Genomic DNA, 18,680 nt, shown 5'->3' on the forward strand with positions numbered 1-18,680 from the left:
TGACTGCGAACGCACTACCGCGCCAGCGCGGCGGAGTCCGCTTCTCCGAGCGCTGGCGCCGTGCTGGCGCCTTTCCGCCGAAGCGGCGGCGCAATCGGCAGCGGCAGCGATGGGATCTCGCGGCCCTCGTCGCCCGTGATCCGCGCATCGAAAAGGCCGCGCTCGCGGAAGTGCGGCGTTTGCACCGCCTCCTCCAGTGACTTCACCACCGACACGCACGCATCGACTCCCGCGAAGCGCTGCAACCACTCGTCCGCCGTGCGGCTGGCGATGATGGCCGCGATGGCTTCGCGTGTGCCATTGGGGTCGACCGAATCATTCAACAGCTGCGGCGCTTCCAGCACGCGCAAGAAGTTTTCCCAGAACTTCTGCTCCAGCGGCGCACATGCCAGGTACCGGCCGTCCCGCGCACGGTAGACCTGATAGCGCGGCGTGCCCCCGGTCACGAGATCGCCGCCCGGTGTGGGCCATTCGCCCGCCGCAAAACCATTGCCCAGCCCCCAGTAAACCAGCGGGAACAGGTTGTCTGCCATCGCGACATCGATGTAGCAGCCAAGGCCGCCGGACTCGCGCGCGCGCAGGGCGAGCAGGATGTTCATGAGGGCCGGGTAGGCCCCGCCCACGAGGTCGGCCGCGAGCACGCTGGGCAGCACGGGCGCACCGTCCGCACCGGCGGTCAGCGCCATGAGGCCAGTCTCCGCCTGGTAGTTGAGATCGTGCGCGGCCATGTCGGCGAGCGGGCCCTGCTGACCCCACCCCGTGATGGCGCAATAGATCAACCCGGGGTTGATCGCGCGCATGGCGTCGTACCCCAGCCCGAGACGGTCCATCACGCCAGGGCGGAACTGCTCGACCAGTACATCGGCATGCCGCACCAGCGCGATGGCCTGCGCCACGGCAGTCGGGTCCTTCAGGTCCAGTGCCACCGAACGCTTGCCCTGGTTCAGCAGTGCGAAGTTCACGCTGTCCCGCCCGAACTTCGGCACGTAGGAGCGCATCTCGTCGCCACGGCCGGGTCGTTCGATCTTGATGACTTCGGCACCGGCCTGGGCGAGCAGCAGGCTGCACATCGGCCCCGGGAGCAGGGTGCTGAAGTCGACCACGCGGATGCCGGTCAGGGGCGCGCGCTGCGCCGGGTTGTCTTGTGGATTCATGCGGCGGTGTTGCAAGCCATGTGCCACGACTCACTGCTTCCGGATGCCCAGCCCCTCGACCAGCTTCTGCATCTGCGCCAGGTCGCGTCCGAGGAACTCGGTGTATTCGGCGGGCGACATGATCATGGGCTCCGAACCTTCATCGCGCATGCGGTCCCGCAGTTCCTTGCTGTTCAGCGCGAAATGCAGCGCCTCCGAAAGCCTGGTCAGTGCGTCTTTTGGCGTGCCGGCCGGCGCCACCATGCCAAGCCACAGGGAATAGCTGAATTCAGGCACACCCTGCTCCGCCATGGTCGGAACGTCCGGCAGTCCGGGCAGGCGCTGGGCCGAACTCACGGCCAGGGCCTTGAGCTGACCCGCCTTCACCTTGCCCGCACCGCTGCCGTAGGCTTCGAAGATCATGGTCACGCGGCCGGCGATCACGTCGGTCATGGCGGCGCCATTGCCCTTGTACGGCACGTGCATCACCTTCAGCCCGGCCTGTTGAAGGAACAGCGCGGCGCCCAGATGGGTCGTGGTGCCCACTCCCGCCGAGGCGTAGGTCAACTGGTCGGGCCTGGCCTTGGCGCGAACCATGAAGTCCGCGAGAGTCTTGTCCGGCTGGCCCATGCCTTCGACCAGCAGCACCGGCGAGCGCACCATCGGGCCCACACCCGTGAAATCCTTGAGGAGGTCATAGCCGGGGTCGAGCTTCACGGCCGGCTGGATGGCCAAAGTGCCGGCCGTCGCAAGCAGGGTGTATCCGTCGGCGGGCTGCGTCTTCACATAACGGATGCCCAGCAGGCCATCGGCGCCGGCCTTGTTGTCGATGATCACCGACTGGCCCAGCTTCTCGGCCATCTTCTGGGCCACCAGGCGTGTGGTGACGTCGACCAGGCCACCTGGTGCAGTGTTGACGACGATGCGGATGGGACGTGACGGAAAGTCGTCGGCTGCCACCGCGCACGATGCGGCGAACGCCGTGCTCAGCGCAAGAAGCGCAAGGATGATTCGGGATTGCATCTTTCTTGTGTCTCCAATTGAAGTGGGTTCCCGCAGATGCCTGAAGACGGACTTGGTCTGGCTGAAGCGGGACGGTGTGGTCGCATGTCTCCAACGGTCAAATCGCAGGAGACAGAGAGCAAATCAAATGCCATGCCCGGTTCTCGCCAATGCATGCCTTGCGCTGCGCCGCATGCATCCGTCGAGGCCAGCAGCGTCGCTGCTGCGCACACCTGTCGCCGGCACGGACACATGCACGCATTGACAGTGAGCCCGCAGCGCCTGCCTGGCGTCTTCATCGGTGGCATGCGTGTTGCTGATCGGCATGGCACACGAACTTACAGAGGCACTTCATGAGCAGATTCAGCGACCGTACGTTCATCATCACCGGCGGTGCCAGCGGCATCGGCGAGGCCACGGTCCGCCGCGCGCATGCCGAAGGCGCGGCAGTGGTGATCGTCGACGCCGATGCAGCGGGCGCGGCGCGGCTTGCGGCGGAACTCGGGCCCGAACGCAGCCTCGCGATCGCACTGGACGTGAGCGACCCGGACCAGGTCCGGGCCTGCATCGACGACGCCCTCGCGCGCTTCGGCACCCTCGACGTGCTGGTCAACAGCGCCGGCATTCGCGACACCCACAGCCTGGAGGAGCTGCCGACCGAGCGCTGGCGGCGGGTGATGGCCGTCAACAGCGAAGGCGTGTTCAATACCGCTCAAGCCTTCGTTCGCAAAGTGCGGGCCGCGCAGCGGCCGGCAGCGATCGTGAACGTCGCATCGACCGCCGGCATCATCGGCATCGTCAACCGCCCCGTGTATGTGGCCTCGAAGCACGCGGTGGTCGGCCTGACCCGCGAGATGGCCATCGACCTCGCGCCGCACAACATCCGCGTGAACGTCGTATGCCCCGGCATGATCTATACGCCCATGACCGCGTCGTACTTCGAGAAGCCCGAGGATGCGGAGCGGATCGCGCACTCCATGCCATTGGGCCGCGCGGGCAAGCCGGAAGAGATCGCATCGGTGATCCTGTTCCTGGCGTCCGACGACGCCAGCTTCGTCACTGGCGCAGTGATTCCCGCGGACGGCGGATTCACGGCCGGCAAGAGTCATTGACGATGAACGGCCGACGCGTTTGCGATGGCGCGTGCATCAGCCCTGTGCGGCGCGCGGTCGCTGCCTGCCTTCTGGGTCTGGCGAGCGGCCTTGCCGCAGGCCAGCGGCCCTGGCCCGCCAAGCCCATTCGCATCATCGTGCCCTTCCCTGCTGGCGGGCAGACCGATGTCGCCGCCCGCCTGGTCGGCCAGGCGTTGGGCGAAGCGCTGAAGATCCCGGTGGTGATCGAGAACAGGGCCGGCGCCCACGGCCTGATCGGCGGTGCCGAGGCGGCCAGGGCGCCGGCCGACGGCTACACGCTGCTGGTGGCGAGCACGGGAGCGGTGGTGATCAATCCGTTGCTGTACGAGAAGATGCCGTACGACCCGCTGCTCGACTTCGCGCCGGTATCGCAGTTGATCAACGTGCCCATCGTGGTGATGACGAGCACGCAGGCGCTGCCGGCCAAGACCCTGAAAGAGCTGGTGGCCCATGCCAGGGCCAACCCGGGCAAGCTCGACTTCTCATCGGCGGGCAACGGCGGGTCTTCTCACCTGGTTGCGGAATACTTCAAGTACCGCACCGGCACCTCCATGACGCATGTCCCCTTCAAGGGGGAGGCGCCGGCCACTGAAGCGGTGGTGGCGGGCCACGTGCACCTGATGTTCAACACACTGGTGAGCACCTTGCCACAGATGAAGTCGGGCCGCGTTCGCGTGCTCGCCACCACCACGCGCGAACGCCTTCCCGAATTGCCGGACGTGCCCACCGTGGCCGAGACGCTGGGACTGAAGGACTTCGAAGCATCGTCTTGGACGGCACTGTATGCGCCGGCAGGCACGGCGCAAGAGATCGTGCAGCGCATCTCGGCGCAAGTCGATGAGGCGCTGAAGCGCCCTGCCCTCGCCGGGCGGCTGAAGGAACTCGGCGCTGTCGCGGTGGGCGGTACCCCCGAGCAGTTGGCCCAGCTGCAACGAACCGAACTGGAGAAGTGGCGCCAGGTCGTCAAGGCGGGACGCATCAAGGCGGACTGAGCACTCCGACTCTCCGTGGCGCAACCCACGTATCGACCTGCCCTTTCACTCCATCCGGATGTCGTTGTCCCTCACGACGCGAGTCCAGCGCATCGTCTCCTCGCGGAGGTACTTGCCAAACGCCGTCGCGTCGCGGATTTCGACCGAGAGCCCGAGCGCCATGAGGTGCTCACGCATTGCCGGGTCACCGGCGGCGTTGGCGAAAGCCTTGGCCAACCGGGCGGTGATGACGGGTGGCGTATGAGCCGGCACCATGAACCCATACCAGACCACGGGCTTGAAGTCCGCGAAGCCCAGTTCCGCCATGGTCGGCACCTTGGGGAGATTGGGAAGGCGCTGCCCGGAGGTCACGGCCAGCACGCGGACCATGCCGGTCTTGGTCATCTGCATGCCTTCAAGGCTGGAGACGAACATGAACTGCACGCGGCCGGCAGCCACGTCCTGGACAGCCGGCGCGACCCCTCGGTAGGGCACATGGGTGCCGGTCACGCCCAGGTCGCGCACGAAGCGCGCAGGCACGAGGTGGCCGAGTGAACCGATGCCGCCGGAGCCATAGGTGATGCCACTGGGCGAGGTCTTCGCTGCGGCCGCCAGGTCCGCGATGGACCGGGTGTTCGACATCGCCGGCACAACGAGCATCAGGGGCACGGCGCCCACGCCGAGCACAGGCGTGAAATCGCGCTCCAGGTCGTACGGCAGGTTGGATCGCAGGCTGCCCACAGTCACGGAATTCGGCGTCACCTGCAAGATCGTGTAGCCGTCCGGCTTCGCGCTTGCTGCCGCCTGGGTCCCGATCACGGTGTTGCCGCCCGCCCGGTTGTCGACGACAACGGGCTGGCCGAGTTCGGCTTGCAGCTTTTCCGCGAAGGCGCGTGCCAGGATGTCGCTGGAGCCGCCTGCCGGGAAAGGAACGATGAGCTTCAGCGGACGCGAAGGAAAGGCCGGTTGCGCCATCACTGCGGCAGCGAGACAAGCCGTGCCGGCGAGCGCGGCCGCTGTGCGCGCCAGCATGTTGAGGATTTTTCTCATGCGCTTGTCCTTGCGTTGGGCTCCCACGGTCTTCAGCTTTCCTCGGCTTCGAACAGGTCGAGCGCGGCCCTGCCGGCAGCCAGGCCGGCTGGCCAGCCCGCATAGAAAGTCACCTGCACGACAAGGCCGCGCAGTTCGTCCAGCGTGATGCCGGCTTCGACACCGCGGCGCATCCACACCGTCAGTTCATCGACCTTTCCGCCAGCTGCCAGGACTCCGCAGGTGACGAGGATGCGGTCGCGATAGGCCAACTCGGGCTGCTTCCAGACATCGCCAAGCAGCACCTGCTCGCGGATGCGGGCCAGTTGCGGAACGTTCTTGTAGACGCGGGCGGGATCGGACGTGGGGACGGGCTGCATGTGTTGGCTCCTTCGATGTGGTTGGACTGGACTTCCCTCGGAGTGCAAGACACGTGCCGGTCGCTGTGCCGCGATCCACACCGTGCGCGGCGGTACACGCGGTGTGTTCGCCGACGGCAGTTGTACGTGCGCGAAACATCCGGGCTTGCGCAAAAGACATTGCGGGCGGAATTACGCGGTGTTTCGTCGGGGTTGGGCATCCATTTGGCTGGCATCGCATTTGCTCCCGGCTTCGATGTCGCTTCATTCATCAGAACCAAGAAGGCAAACAGCCGGAGCGAGGGAAATGTGCATGCGCCGCCGACACGCGATGCCGCAAGTGCAATAGCGACAGCTTCTCAAAAGGAGGTTGACCTGAAGACCGACAGGGCGCGCCGAACAGCAATGGCGGTGCGTTCATCTGTCGGCATCGATGTTTAACCTTGGAGACAACTCAATGAAGAAGACTCTCGTGGCAATGACCACGCTCGCAGTGACTGGCGTGGCCTCCGCCCAGTCGTCCATCACCATGTTCGGCTTGATCGATACAGGCATCACCCGTGCTTCGAACCGTGCCGAAGACCTCAACGGCCCGACCCTGCGCGATCCGTTCTACGTGAACCGCGGCAGCGTGACGACGAGCCGCACGGAGTTGCGGCACTCGAGCTATCACAGCAGTCGATTCGGCTTCAGGGGCACCGAAGACCTGGGTGGCGGCCTGGCAGCCAGCTTCTGGCTCGAATCGCCGATCAGCAACGACGATGGACAGCAAGGCCTGTCGACCTTCGCCCGTCGGTCGACCATCAGTCTCTCCGGCGGGTTCGGAGAGCTTCGGCTCGGACGCGACTACACCCCTTCGTTCTGGAACGAGACGGTGTTCGATCCGTTCGGAACCAACGGCGTCGGCACCAACCTGATCCATGTCGCCTTCAACGGCTCCTTTGCGGCGTTCGGTCCGGCAGCCACCCCCGTTCCCGGCATCACGAATGTCAAGGGCAACAGTGCCGTTCGCAACAGCAACAGCATTGGCTATTTCCTGCCTCCCAACATCGGCGGCTTCTACGGCCAGGTGATGTATGCCTTTCACGAGAACACCAAGTACAGCCCGGGCACCGCGACGCCACCCGGTGTCGCTGCCAATGGCGCTTTGAATCCTGGTGCCGTTGCCACGACCCAGGCGGGCCGGTACATCGGCGGACGCTTCGGTTACCTGAACGGCCCGCTCGATGTCGCGGTTGGCTACGGCAACACCACGGTGGGCGACAGCTACTACCAAGGAACCACCAGCTACTTGAAGGTTGCGAGCCTGGGCGCCTCCTACGATTTCGGTCCCGTGAAGCTCTTCGGTGAAGTGGCGCGCTCCAAGCGCGAGACGAAATACGATGTCGCGCCAATCGGCGGTGGCGTTCCCGATGTCGATCTGGACGGGTACCTCGTCGGCGCGACGGTTCCGGTCGGACCCGGGCTGATCCGCGTGGCGTACTCGCACGTCAAGTACGACTACAACGCGCCCGGGACGTCGGCCGCCAACCCGAAATCCAGCAAGCTTGCGCTTGGCTACGTGCACAACCTGTCCAAGCGCACGGCCCTGTACGCCTCCATCGCCCGGGTGAGCAACAAGAACGGCGCCAATCTGACGGTCGCTGGTCCGGACTTCTACAACACACCGGCCGGCGTCTTTACCCCGAAGACTTCAACCGGCTACGACGTCGGCATTCGTCACGCGTTCTGATCCGAGGTTGGCGACGAACGGCTTGTGTCTCGCACATGACGCCGGGAAGAAGGTGGGTCGTTGATTCGACCCACCTGCAATGCGGGAAGCCATCGTCGAAGGTAGCGCACAAGCTGATTCGCATGACGTCCGGCGCGCTCGACGGCCGTCGATGCAAACAGGCGATGACAGAGATGCTCCAACCCGGCAAAAACTGCCGCCACTGCGAAGGCCAGCAGCAGACCGGCCGGGACGTCAGCCGGAAAATGCACACCGACGTGGATACGTGCCCAACCGGTGAGTGAGGCGGCTGCGAATATCGCAACACCCGCAGCATGCAGCGCGGGCCGACGCAAGCACAGCAGCGCGACGGTGAACATGACCGTCGCGTGTGCGCTCGGCAGCGAACCGCGCGCGCCGTGTTCAATGTATGCCGGGCTCAGGCCCACCATGAAAGGTCGCGGCATGTTCAGCGCCGCCGCGAGCGCGTGGGCCAGCATGGAGGCGAGCGTCGCACAGCCCAGCACGGCCAGGAGATAGCCGCGCTCCCGGGGATACAGCCAAGCCGTCCAGCCCAGCAGGGCCAGGCACGGCCAAGGCCCGCCAACGGCAAGAGCACCTGCGACGGACACCAGCCAAGGGCAAGGGGCGTGTCCCGCAGCCATCCACAGGAACAGGAAGAGATTCAGTTCCTCCATTCGCCACCCCTGCCCTCTTGACTGGCGTCGCCGTGCGACTTCATGGCAAGGCGCGGCTCGGTGCACGGCGCGCGCAGAAAAAGGCGATAGCTCCCGGCATCGCCCGCGACTTGCAGGCATGGCAAGAGGGCCTGGGGCAGTTGCCCCAGCACCGAATGCGGTACTGCGACGAACAGGGGCTCCTGCGGCCGCTTGTCCGCTATCTGCAACGGGTCGGCAATGTGCAGCGCGCGCCCACCTGAATAGAACGCAGCGGAGAACATGCGCTCCTGCACGAACGCCAGTGGCGTTTCCGCCCGCAGTTGGGTGCGGTACAGCTGCACCACGGCCTTGGCCGATTTGGCTTCGGCGCGGCCGCCTGTGGTGAGGTCGAGCAACCACCCCGCAAAAAGGACGATGGCGACGAGTGTTCCGGCAAGCAGCAGCCGGCGCGCAACGCCGTCGTCGCGATCGTTCAACCAGAGCGCGGCCAACACCGCCAGCGGCGGCAGGCTTGGAAGCACATAGGTCCAGAGGATGTTGCCGGCAGCCGTGAAGATCACGCACGGCGCGAGACCGCAGGCCAGCAGATAGAGAACGAACGACCGTCGCGCGTCCGTGTCCGCACCATCTGTCGGCGAACTGGTGATCTTGCGCCGCGTGCGCCAGGCGGCAAGCGGCACCACGATGCTCCACGGAAGAAACGCACCTGCCAGGAAGAGCCAGATGGTGCCGCGGGGAAAGGCATGCGCTGTGCCGTAGCGGTCGCCCTGCCAACCCGAGACGAAGAACCGGTTCCAGTGTTCCCCGACGAAGAAGTAGTCCAGGAAACCGGGCGTGCGTATTTCGGCGAGCACATACCAGGGTGCAGCAAGGGCCAGAAGCAGCACACCGTTTCGCATCCACGGCACGGCCTGCCACACCCTTCGTGCCTGCCCTGTCCACAAGGCCCAGGCGCCGGCAGGCAGCAGGATCAGCGCGCATCCCACAGGGCCCTTCGCCAGGAGAGCGATCCAGAGCCCGGCGATGAACAGCCATGCCTCGCGCTCGCGGTGCTCGGCCGGCCCTTGCAGCGCCAACCAGAAGCTGCGCATCGACAGCACCGTGCCCAGGCACAGCGCCATGTCGGTGGTCACGGCGCCGGAGACTGTCCAAAAGAGGACCGTGGTGGCGAGCAGGGGCAGCACATAGGCGGGCCGCCGCATCCCGGCGCGCCGCGCCCAGTCGAACGTGAGAACGGCAATCGCAACGGCCATCAGAAAGTGAGGCAAACGCGCGGCGAACTCGTTGGCTCCGAAGATCTGCATGCTTCCCGCGGAGAGCCAGAAGGCCAGCGGCGGCTTGCCCCAGAACGGCGTGCCATCGGTGAACCACGGCGTGATCCAGTCCCCGCGCTCCGCCATCTTTCGCGCGATCTCGCCATAGCGTCCCTCGGTGGTGTCCATCAGCGGATAGCCCGCCAGAGAGACCAGGCGCAGTGCAACGAGAAAAACGAGGATGCAGGTGGTCGCCGTGCCCAGCGCCTGCCGGGTGTCGGTAAAAAGGCGCGGCATCAGCGAGCAGCGTCCGATTTCGACCTGGACGGCACCGTCGCCGGCTCGTAGACGTCGATCAGGTAGATCGGGCGACCTTTGGTCTCGGTGAAGATGCGCGCCACGTATTCGCCGAGCATTCCCATGCACAGCAATTGCAGCCCGCCGAGGAACAGCATGCTCACGATCAAGGTCGGGAAACCATGCACCTCATCGCCAAGAATCAGCGCCTTCAGGAAAAAGAAGATCGCATAGGCGAAGGCGCCGCCGGCGCTCGCGAGGCCCAGAAGCGTAGCCACCTTCAGCGGGGCGGCCGAGAACGCGGTGATGCCGTCGAAGGCGAGGCCGACGAGCTTGAGAAAAGGCCATTTGGTCTCGCCGGCCGCGCGAGCGGAACGCTCATAGTCGATGGTCGCCTGCGGGAAACCGACCCATGCGAACAGCCCCTTCATGAAGCGCCCGCGTTCGGGCAACTGATTGAGCGCGTCGACCGCCCGGCGGCTGAACAGGCGGAAGTCGCCCACGTTCCGCGCGATCGGCACATCGCTCAGGCGCTCGATGAGGTGATAGAACGCGCTGGCGGTGGTCCGCTTCCACCAGGATTCGCCCAGGCGCACGCGCCGCCGCATGTTCACCACGTCAGCACCACCGCGCCATGCAGCGACCATTTCGGGAAGAAGCTCGGGAGGATCCTGCAAGTCGGCGTCGATGACCACCACCGCCTCACCGGTTGCGAGTTTCAGTCCTGCGCTCATCGCCGCTTCCTTGCCGAAGTTCCGGCTCAGGCGCGCATAGGAAGTTCCGGGGTGGCTGCGCTGCAGACGCTTGAGCAGATGAATGGACTGGTCGGTACTTCCATCGTCGACGTAGATGATTTCGTATGTCACGCCAAGGCCCGCCAGCACAGCGCCCAGGCGATGCTGAAATTCGACCAGCACCGCCTCCTCGTTGAAAACCGGAACCACGACGCTGAGCGCTACGGGGGAGGCCGGACGCGGGGTCGACCTCCCAGGCTGGGTCCACACGGCGCTTGTTGGCGGCGCACCCACTGTTCGGCCAGGCGAATAGAACCGATCAGTGCGCGCGCGATAGGGGGAACTTGAACTGACAGAGTGAAGCATTGAAGAATCGCACCAGGACAACAGGATTTCCGCATCCTCAGCCTGGAAGACTTTCCGGCGACTTACCGGCCCTGTGCGGGGCGGAGAACAATCCCCGCCCCTACCGCACCCCTCGAACCAGACAGCAGAAATCTTGTGCTCGGACTGGCGCCGTGGTCACGCCGATGGGCGCCACGCCAGAAACGCGTGAACACCTTCAAGAGCGGCCTTGGATCCCAGCGCGCGACCGCGTCAGCCGGAAACCTGCTTGCAACTCTTAGATTGCTGCGCTTGCACCAGCAAGTTCGATCTGCGCTCGGACTCGTTCATGTGACTCGATGCATCGATGTAGCGAGCGGCAATGGCAAAGGGTATGACGATCTTCCAGGAATTGCTCTTGGCCTCTGCCGAACGCTCCTGCGTCACCTGCTCTTGCGCCAGCTGGTCTGCGATGGCCCTGCAATCGAGCGAGGAAAACTGCGTTTCCGGCAGGCTGCTCTTGGGGATATTCGTGCAACCTGCCATGAGCAGAACGAGCGGGAACGACAGCAACAACGAACGTGTTTTATTGATCATTTATTTCTCTTTGGACAGAGTGAGACATCGACATCGATAACAGGATCTCCGCATCTTCTGCTTGGAAGACTTTCCGGAGACTTTCCAGAGACTTACCGGCCCCGCACCGCCCCTCGCGCAGCCAGGGGCGCGCTTGCGCACCCGAACGGGCGGGCCAGCACAAACCTCATGCCCGGCTCGGCGTCTTCTGCGGACAGCTTCCATCCATGCGCCTGCGCGATCTCCTGGCAGATGGCGAGGCCCAGACCCGCGCCATGGTCGCGGCGATGGGCGCCGCGCCAGAAGCGCGTGAACATCATCGCGCGCTGCGCCGGATCTGCGCCCGGTCCGCAATCCCGAACCGTCATCGCGTCGGGACCCACCTCGACCGTGACCGTCGTGCCGCGCGGTGCGTGCTGGATCGCGTTCTCCATGAGGTTCTTCAGCACCGTAAAGAGCGCGCCCCGGTCGGCGGTCCAGTGCACCGCCTTGCTGTGAAGTTCGACCGAGAGATGCACATCCGCTGTGTGGGCCATGCGCTCCAGATAGGCGGTGCTCTCCTCGGCAACCTGCCGCACATCGACTTGCGCGAAGCTGTAGTTCTGAACCTCGCTGGCCTCGGCCAGGTGCAGAAGCTGTTGCACTTGCCGCGCCATGTGTTCGACGTCTTTGAGCAATGCGCCGCGGCCCGCGCCCGGCTCGCTCAGTTCGATCTGCGCACGGATCAATGCGAGCGGTGTCTTCAGTTCATGCGCCGCCGTCGCAAGAAACTCCTGCTGGATGCGAAACCCGTGCTCCAGCCGTTCGAGCACGCGATTGAAGCTCTCCACGAGCGGCACGATCTCGGACGGAACGCCATCGGCCTGCAGCCGGGCATGGATGGACCTCGGCGAAATCGCCGCTGCGGAAGCCGCCACGCTTCGCAGCGGCTTGAGCGTGTAGCCCAGGACCAGGTACGCGCATGCGCCGAACACGATGAGCAGGACGAGGCTGAAGACGGCGATCCCGGCGGCCACGAACGGCAGCACGAAATGCCGATGCACGAGATCTCCAAACCGTGTGCTCGCGGCGAACTGCAGGAACCACTTCCGGCCAGCGTGCTCCACCGGCACGGTGGCGCCGTGTATCGGCATCCCGCTGTGCTCGAACTTGAAATAACCGCGTTCGGCCGGCCATGCCGCGCCCCCCCAGAACGCTTCGACCGAAGCGGACGAAATCACGGCCTTGCCGGAGGCATCGAGGACGCGGTAAGCCATCTCTTGCCCGAGGCTCTCGTACATCCAGTCCGCACCGCGTTCGCTCGCATCGAGCCCGACGGGTGTTCCCGCGTCGTCGAACTGCAATGCGCCCGCGAGTTCTTCCGCGCGTCCCACCAGATCGGCAACGAACAGGAGATCGCTGCGCACCGTCAGCAGGGTGATGGCGATGGACGCAATCAACACGATGCTCAGTACCACGCCGATCACGAATGCGAGCAGGATCTTCAGACTGAGGCTATGCAGCCACGCCGGCTTCGCGAAGCGCATAGCCCAACCCTCTCACGTTGACGACCCGCTGCCGCGAGCCGATGGTGAGCAGCTTTCGGCGAAGCCGGTGCAGCGCCACGTCGAGCGCGTTCGGCGTGACGGCCTCCCCCAATCCCCACGCAGCCGCTTCCAGCGCGGCGCGGCGCACCGTCTCACCGCCGCCGTGCATGAGGAGGAGCAGGATCTGCATTTCTGCAGGCGCCAGTGAGATGCGCTCCTCACCGCAGCAGACGCTTCCATCGGCGGGTTTCAGCTGGAGATCGCCGAGCGCGGGATCGAGCGGCCGACATACCGTCGGGCGGCGCAGCAGTGCCCGCACGCGGGCCACCATTTCATCCATTGCAAAGGGCTTGGCAAGGTAGTCGTCGGCGCCGGACTCGAGCCCTTCCACCCGGTCGCGCAAGGCATCGCGCGCCGTCAGAACGAGGCACGGCACACCGACGCCGCGCGCCCGCAGGCGTTGCAGCAGGGCGAGTCCGTCGCCATCGGGCAGCCCCCGGTCGAGCACGAGCGCGCCGTAGGGCACCTGCTGCAGGGCCGCCCATGCGTCGTCGCCGCGATGAACGACATCGGCTGCAATGCCTGCCGCTTCGAGCCCGCTGCATGTGAGCCGGGCCAGCCGTTCATGGTCCTCGACCAGGAGAATGCGATTCATCGACAGTGAAGCGGAAAGCTCGGGAGCGCACGCCGACGCTCAGGTCGCGTTGACGGGCAAGGGATCAAGGGATGGCGCGGCGGCAGCAAGCGGTTGGCAGGGGCTCAGCTGCCATTCATGCGCTGGAACAGCGCCTCGCCATGCTGGCGCGTACCGACCGCCTGCCCGATCAGCACTTCGTCGCGGCCTTCATCCAGAAGCTTCAGCGCTTCGACCGCAAACGCTTCCGGGCTCATCATGCCGGCGCTCTTCGTGCCGTCGCTGCGCGTATCGCCGCCCAGGCCGGTGTCGACGATGGGAGGCGCCAACTCCACGACCTTGACCGCGGTGTGGCGAAGTTGATGCCGCAAGCTGAGCGTGAACGAGTGGAGCGCGGCCTTGGTGGCGCAGTACACCGGCACATCGGCCATCGGCGCGAAAGCCAATCCCGACGTGACGTTGACGATGACAGCCCGCTCTTGCCTGCACAGCTGGGGCAGCAGCTCGCCGATGAGCTGCACCGGCGCGGTGAAGTTGATCGCGACTTCCTGCTCCAGGCCGTCCAGTGCGTGATCGCCGGTGAAGCTGCGGCGCGATTGAACGCCGGCATTGTTGAAGACGACACTGAGGTCCGGATGCTCGGCAGCAATCCACTCGACCAGCGCCCTTCTGCTTTCGGTGTTGGTGACATCGCATACTCGCGTGATCAGCGCCGGCTCGATCGCCTGAGCGCGAGCCAGTGCCTCTTCGCCCCGGCCGCAGACGATGACGCGATTGCCGCGCGCAAGAAGTCCTTGCGCAAGCGCAAATCCGATGCCGCTGGAGCCTCCGGTAATGAGGATCGTGCTGTCGCGCAATGTCATGGTCTGGTCCTTTGAAAACGGGCACGCAGGTTCCATCGACGTCGATGGGCCTGTCGCTGCCGCTCTGATAGGATTGAATGATGCCAACATGACACCATGTTGTCAATAAAGCTTGATGGAGACGTATGGCAAGAACGAAGCGAACCCCTGCAGGAGAAGCGATGAGTGGCTTGATGCTCGAGCTGTTCAGGCTCAACAGCCGCCTGCTGACAGCTGGCGACCGGCTGGTCGCGCCGCTCGGCCTCACGAGCGCCCGCTGGCAGATCCTGGGCACCATCTTCAAGGGCGAACACCCGCAGCCGGTGGCATGGCTCGCCCGCAACCTGGGCGCCAATCGGCAAAACGTGCAGCGGATCGTCAACGACCTCGAGAAGGAAGCGCTCGTCGCATTCGAGGCCAATCCTCACCACCGGCGGGCGCAGCTCGTGGTCCTGACCGAGAGAGGAAAACAGGCCTACACAGATGCCATGGCTTTGCAGGCGCCATGGATCAACAGCCTCTCGGACGGGATCGACGTGGACGACATCAAGACGATGCAAGAAATCATGGCGTCGCTGCGGCAGAAGCTGGAGCAAGACACGGCGGAAGAGGAGCCAGGCTGACCGCCGTCACCAGCCAGCCTGCGCGGTGCTCTCTCAGACCTGAACCGGCAACCGATCCAGGAACTTGTCCAGCGTGATCGGATAGTCGCGCACGCGCACCCCCGTCGCGTTGTAGACCGCGTTGGCGATGGCGGCGGCCACGCCGCACAGGCCCAGTTCGCCGACGCCCTTGGCCTTCATCGGGGACATCGTGTTGTCCACCTCGTCGAGGAAGATCACGTCCTGCTGCGGAATGTCCGCATGCACGGGCACCTCGTAGGCGGCGAGGTCGTGATTAATGAAGCAGCCGGCGCGCGGGTCCACCACCAGTTCCTCCATCAACGCCGCACCCGCGCCCATCACCATCGCCCCGATGACCTGGCTGCGGGCCAGTTTCGGGTTCAGGATGCGGCCCGCCGCGCACACAGCCAGCATCCGCCGAAGCCGGATCTCGCCGGTGAAGGCGTGAACGCCCAGTTCCACGAAGTGCGCACCGAAGGTCTGGTGGGCGTATTGCTTGGAGAGGTCGCCGTAGGTCATCTCGTCCTCGGCCACGAGTTCGCCCTGCGCGGCAGCGTCCTTGAGCGGCACGCGGCGCTCGCCGGATTGCACGTGCCCGTCGGCGAACTCGATGCCGGTGGTGGCGAAGCCGAGTTTCTGCGCCACCGTCTCGCGCAGCTTCACGCACGCCGCGTACACGCCGGACGTCGCCGACGCTGCGCCCCACTGGCCGCCAGACCCTGGAGACTCCGGCAGGCGGCTGTCGCCGAGCCGCACGACGACTTGATCGAGGCCGACGCCCATCATCTCGGCTGCGGTCTGCGCAATGATGGTGTAGCTGCCGGTGCCGAGGTCGGTCATGTCGGTTTCCACGGTGACGACGCCCTGGCTGTCCAGCCGCACCCGCGCGGCGGACTGCGCAATCGGCGCACCGCGAATCGCGGCTGCCGCTCCCATGCCGACCAGCCACTGCCCGTCGCGCACCACACCCGTCTTCGATTGCCGCTGGCGCCAACCGAAGCGCTCGGCACCCACGCGCAGGCATTCGACCAGTTGTCGTTTGGAGAACGGCCGCTGCGGCTCCTCCGGCGCGAACTGCGTGTCGTTGAGGATGCGGAACTCGACGGGGTCGATGCCCAGTTTCTCGGCCATCTCGTCCATCGCGATCTCCAGCGTCATCATGCCGGGCGCCTCCCCGGGCGCACGCATAGCGTTGCCTTCGGCGAGATCGAGCACGGCGAGGCGCAGCCGGGTCATGCGATTGGCGCCCGCGTACAGCCAGCGCGTGGAGGCCGTGGCCGCCTCGGTGCGGCCGCCGCGCAGGTTGCCGGACCAGCTCTCGTGCCCGATGGCGGTGATCTTGCCGTCGCGCCCCGCGCCGATGCGGATGCGCTGGATCGTGGCCGGCCGGTGCGTCGTGCTGTTGAACATCAGCGGCCGCGTCAGCGCGACCTTCACCGGTCGTCCCACGGCGCGAGCGGCCAACGCCGCGGCCACGGTGTCGGCCAGCACGGTGCCCTTGCCGCCGAATCCGCCGCCGATGTAGGGCGCCAGCAAGCGGATGTTTTCCTTGGGGATGCCGAGGATCAGGCCGAGATCGCGCGCCCCCCAGTTGAGCTGCTGGATCGGACACCACACGGTCAGCCGGTCGCCTTGCCACACCGCGATGCTGGCGTGCGGTTCCATCATCGCGTGCGACTGGTCGGGCGTGGTGTAGGTCTCGTCCAGGGTGACGGGGGCGGCAGCAAAGGCGCCTGCAAAGTCGCCGATGCCACTTTGCGGCGGCGGCCCGAACGCAGCGGCCCTGGGTGTGACGGCGAGGTCCTTGGCCGCAGCGAGATCGAACGCGCCGTGCGCCCGCACATAGCGCACGTCCAGCAGCGATGCAGCCGCGCGCGCCTGTTCGAAGGTTTCCGCGACGACCACGGCAACCGCCTGCCCGTAGTGGTCCACGCCCGGCCCCGCCAATGCGCGGTCGACATAGAACGCACCGACGCCGAGCTTGCCGGCATTGCGTGCCGTCACGATGTCGAGAACCCCCGGCGCCGCGCGGGCACGCGACTCGTCGATGCTGGAGATCCGGCCTTTGCCAATCGCTGCGCCCAGCACAAAGCCGTAGGCGGGCTTGCCGCCGATGTCGCGGTTCTCGTAGGCGTAGGTCGCGGTGCCGGTGGTTTTCAGCGGTCCGTCGATGCGGCTCACCGGTTGGCCCACGACCTTGAGCCGGTCGATCGGATTGCTGCCCTCGGGTTTGTCGAAATGCATGCTTCTATCCTCTTGGCTGCGCCAGCACGGCGGCGATTGCGCGCGTGGCCAGCGGCAGCTTGAAAGCGTTTTCCTCGGTCGGCCTAGCGTCTGCCAGCAGGTGCTCGGACACGGCGCGTGCACCGCGCGGCAATGCGGCATCGGCCGCTTCGACACGCCACGGCCTGGGCGCCACGCCGCCCAGGGCCACGCGCCCAGTGCCGTCCGCATGAACGATTGCCGCCACCGACACCAGCGCGAAGGCATAGGAGGCCCGGTCGCGCACCTTGTGATAGACCTGTGTCCCGCCGACCGGTCGGGGCAGCGTCACCGCCGTGATCAGCTCGGCGGGCTCCAGCACGGTTTCCACATGCGGCGTGGCGCCGGGCAAGCGATGAAAGTCGGCAATCGGAATGGTGCGGGTCCGGCCATCGGGCCGCACGGTCTCGACCGTCGCATCGAGCACCCGCATCGCGACCGCCATGTCGCTCGGATGGGTGGCAATGCAGGCCTGGCTGACGCCGAGCAGCCCCAGCGACCGGCTGGCTCCGCCGATGGCCGAGCATCCGCTGCCCGGCGTGCGCTTGTTGCAGGGCTGGTTGGTGTCATAGAAGTACGGACAGCGGGTCCGCTGCAGCAGGTTGCCGGCCGTCGTGGCGCGGTTGCGCAACTGCCCCGAAGCGCCGGCCAGCAACGCACGCGACAGCACGGCGTAGTCCTTGCGCACGCGCAGGTCGGCCGCCAGATCGGTGTTGCGAACCAGGGCGCCGATGCGCAGGCCGCCTTCGGGCGTCGGCTCGATCTTGTCCAGCGCCAGGCCGTTGACATCGACGAGGTGCGCAGGCGTTTCGATCTGCAGCTTCATCAGGTCCAGCAGATTGGTGCCGCCGGCAATGAAGCGCGTCTCCGGACGCTGGGCCGCCAGGGCGGTGGCCTCGACCACGCTGTTCGCGCGCTGGTAGCTGAAGAGCTTCATGCGCCCTCCCCGACTTCGGTGATGGCTTCGAGGATGTTGGCGTAGGCGCCGCAGCGGCAGATGTTGCCGCTCATGCGCTCGCGCAGTTCTTGCGCGTTCAGCAAGGGCACCGATGCGAGGTCGGCTGTGACGTGGCTGGGAATGCCCCGCTTGATTTCGTCCAGCACGGCGACTGCCGAGCAGATCTGCCCGGGCGTGCAATAGCCGCACTGGTAGCCGTCGTGCTTCACGAAGGCCGCCTGCATCGGGTGCAACTGCCCGGGCGTGCCAAGCCCCTCCACCGTCGTGACGCTCGAGCCTTCGTGCATCACCGCCAGCGTCAGGCAGGAATTCACCCGGCGGCCGTCCACGATGACGGTGCAGGCGCCGCACTGGCCGTGGTCGCAGCCCTTCTTCGTGCCGTTCAGCGCGAGGTGCTCGCGCAGCATGTCGAGCAAGGTGGTGCGCGGGTCCAGCTGAAGGTCGCGCAGTTCGCGGTTCACCTTCATCTGCACCCTGTGCAGCGCGGCTGGCGGCATGGCGGAAGCCGACGCCGAACTCGCAGCGCTCGGCTGGGCCGGTATCTGCGTCGAGACGCCAGCGCCTACGCCCATGAGGAAAAGGTCGCGTCGATTGATGGTGACATCGCGGGGTTCGGCCATGTGTGGACTCCTT

Annotated in this window: 19 protein-coding genes; 5 read left to right on the plus strand and 14 right to left on the minus strand. The window is 65.9% G+C overall.

Annotated elements, in window-relative coordinates; genetic code table 11:
* Window positions 1-14 precede the first annotated feature (14 nt).
* Together NWF24_RS14475 and NWF24_RS14480 are read right to left on the minus strand one after the other, a co-directional pair.
* A complete protein-coding gene (locus tag NWF24_RS14475) occupies window positions 15-1,154 on the minus strand; it encodes a CaiB/BaiF CoA transferase family protein (RefSeq protein WP_258354759.1) in 1,140 nt (379 codons plus the stop codon).
* Between the two features lie 30 nt (window positions 1,155-1,184).
* Window positions 1,185-2,156: a Bug family tripartite tricarboxylate transporter substrate binding protein gene (locus NWF24_RS14480; protein WP_258354760.1), complete on the minus strand. Its 972-nt coding sequence runs from the start codon at window positions 2,154-2,156 to the stop codon at window positions 1,185-1,187.
* A 332-nt stretch (window positions 2,157-2,488) separates the two neighbouring features.
* Between NWF24_RS14480 and NWF24_RS14485 the strand changes: the two genes are divergently transcribed.
* On the plus strand, window positions 2,489-3,247 hold the full coding sequence (locus NWF24_RS14485; RefSeq protein ID WP_258354761.1) for an SDR family NAD(P)-dependent oxidoreductase: 759 nt from the start codon (window positions 2,489-2,491) through the stop codon (window positions 3,245-3,247).
* A gap of 2 nt (window positions 3,248-3,249) precedes the next feature.
* Complete coding sequence (locus NWF24_RS14490) at window positions 3,250-4,260, plus strand: Bug family tripartite tricarboxylate transporter substrate binding protein (RefSeq protein WP_258354762.1); 1,011 nt, start codon at window positions 3,250-3,252, stop codon at window positions 4,258-4,260.
* 45 nt (window positions 4,261-4,305) lie between these two features.
* Here the strand turns inward: NWF24_RS14490 and NWF24_RS14495 are convergent, their stop codons facing one another.
* On the minus strand, window positions 4,306-5,289 hold the full coding sequence (locus tag NWF24_RS14495) for a Bug family tripartite tricarboxylate transporter substrate binding protein (RefSeq protein WP_258354763.1): 984 nt from the start codon (window positions 5,287-5,289) through the stop codon (window positions 4,306-4,308).
* Between the two features lie 32 nt (window positions 5,290-5,321).
* Window positions 5,322-5,648, minus strand: a complete 327-nt coding sequence (locus tag NWF24_RS14500; protein WP_258354764.1) for a carboxymuconolactone decarboxylase family protein — start codon at window positions 5,646-5,648, stop codon at window positions 5,322-5,324.
* Between the two features lie 126 nt (window positions 5,649-5,774).
* Here NWF24_RS14500 and NWF24_RS14505 point away from each other — a divergent pair, with 126 nt between their 5' ends.
* Window positions 5,775-6,068 (plus strand): hypothetical protein, encoded by a 294-nt coding sequence (locus NWF24_RS14505; protein ID WP_258354765.1) that lies wholly within the window; start codon window positions 5,775-5,777, stop codon window positions 6,066-6,068.
* Window positions 6,069-6,084: 16 nt separating this feature from the next.
* Complete coding sequence (locus tag NWF24_RS14510; RefSeq protein ID WP_258354766.1) at window positions 6,085-7,359, plus strand: porin; 1,275 nt, start codon at window positions 6,085-6,087, stop codon at window positions 7,357-7,359.
* On the opposite strand, the gene NWF24_RS14515 is transcribed toward NWF24_RS14510, so the two are convergent.
* The 7 genes from NWF24_RS14515 to NWF24_RS14545 all read right to left on the minus strand — a co-directional run bounded on the left by NWF24_RS14515 (window position 7,347) and on the right by NWF24_RS14545 (window position 14,225).
* The gene (locus NWF24_RS14515; RefSeq protein ID WP_258354767.1) at window positions 7,347-8,036 is read right to left on the minus strand and encodes a phosphatase PAP2 family protein; all 690 of its coding nucleotides are present in this window, start codon (window positions 8,034-8,036) and stop codon (window positions 7,347-7,349) included. The genes NWF24_RS14510 and NWF24_RS14515 overlap by 13 nt on opposite strands.
* Window positions 8,024-9,568 carry an ArnT family glycosyltransferase gene (locus NWF24_RS14520; RefSeq protein ID WP_258354768.1) on the minus strand — a complete coding sequence of 515 codons (1,545 nt, stop codon included), beginning with the start codon at window positions 9,566-9,568 and terminating at the stop codon, window positions 8,024-8,026. Before NWF24_RS14520 ends, NWF24_RS14515 begins: the two co-directional genes overlap by 13 nt.
* Window positions 9,568-10,596, minus strand: coding sequence for a glycosyltransferase family 2 protein (locus tag NWF24_RS14525; RefSeq protein ID WP_375338455.1), 1,029 nt, complete (start codon window positions 10,594-10,596; stop codon window positions 9,568-9,570). The genes NWF24_RS14520 and NWF24_RS14525 overlap by 1 nt, the downstream gene beginning before the upstream one ends.
* A gap of 303 nt (window positions 10,597-10,899) precedes the next feature.
* Complete coding sequence (locus tag NWF24_RS14530; RefSeq protein WP_258354770.1) at window positions 10,900-11,223, minus strand: hypothetical protein; 324 nt, start codon at window positions 11,221-11,223, stop codon at window positions 10,900-10,902.
* 92 nt (window positions 11,224-11,315) lie between these two features.
* Entirely contained in the window at window positions 11,316-12,728 is a 1,413-nt protein-coding gene (locus NWF24_RS14535; protein ID WP_258354771.1) for a sensor histidine kinase, read from the minus strand.
* Window positions 12,697-13,383 carry a response regulator transcription factor gene (locus tag NWF24_RS14540; RefSeq protein ID WP_258354772.1) on the minus strand — a complete coding sequence of 229 codons (687 nt, stop codon included), beginning with the start codon at window positions 13,381-13,383 and terminating at the stop codon, window positions 12,697-12,699. The genes NWF24_RS14535 and NWF24_RS14540 overlap by 32 nt, the downstream gene beginning before the upstream one ends.
* Window positions 13,384-13,487: 104 nt before the next feature.
* Window positions 13,488-14,225: an SDR family oxidoreductase gene (locus NWF24_RS14545; RefSeq protein WP_258354773.1), complete on the minus strand. Its 738-nt coding sequence runs from the start codon at window positions 14,223-14,225 to the stop codon at window positions 13,488-13,490.
* A gap of 173 nt (window positions 14,226-14,398) precedes the next feature.
* Here NWF24_RS14545 and NWF24_RS14550 point away from each other — a divergent pair, with 173 nt between their 5' ends.
* Window positions 14,399-14,827, plus strand: coding sequence for a MarR family winged helix-turn-helix transcriptional regulator (locus tag NWF24_RS14550; RefSeq protein ID WP_258354774.1), 429 nt, complete (start codon window positions 14,399-14,401; stop codon window positions 14,825-14,827).
* Window positions 14,828-14,860: 33 nt separating this feature from the next.
* Here NWF24_RS14550 and paoC read toward each other — a convergent pair whose 3' ends face one another.
* The 3 genes from paoC to paoA are packed head-to-tail and all read right to left on the minus strand — an operon-like array spanning window position 14,861 to window position 18,667.
* The gene (gene paoC / locus NWF24_RS14555) at window positions 14,861-17,071 is read right to left on the minus strand and encodes an aldehyde oxidoreductase molybdenum-binding subunit PaoC (RefSeq protein WP_258354775.1); all 2,211 of its coding nucleotides are present in this window, start codon (window positions 17,069-17,071) and stop codon (window positions 14,861-14,863) included.
* A gap of 4 nt (window positions 17,072-17,075) precedes the next feature.
* On the minus strand, window positions 17,076-18,026 hold the full coding sequence (locus NWF24_RS14560) for an FAD binding domain-containing protein (RefSeq protein ID WP_258354776.1): 951 nt from the start codon (window positions 18,024-18,026) through the stop codon (window positions 17,076-17,078).
* Window positions 18,023-18,667 carry an aldehyde dehydrogenase iron-sulfur subunit PaoA gene (paoA, locus tag NWF24_RS14565; RefSeq protein WP_258354777.1) on the minus strand — a complete coding sequence of 215 codons (645 nt, stop codon included), beginning with the start codon at window positions 18,665-18,667 and terminating at the stop codon, window positions 18,023-18,025. Before paoA ends, NWF24_RS14560 begins: the two co-directional genes overlap by 4 nt.
* Window positions 18,668-18,680: the final 13 nt, after the last annotated feature.

This window comes from Variovorax paradoxus, from assembly GCF_024734665.1.
Taxonomy (GTDB): domain Bacteria; phylum Pseudomonadota; class Gammaproteobacteria; order Burkholderiales; family Burkholderiaceae_C; genus Variovorax.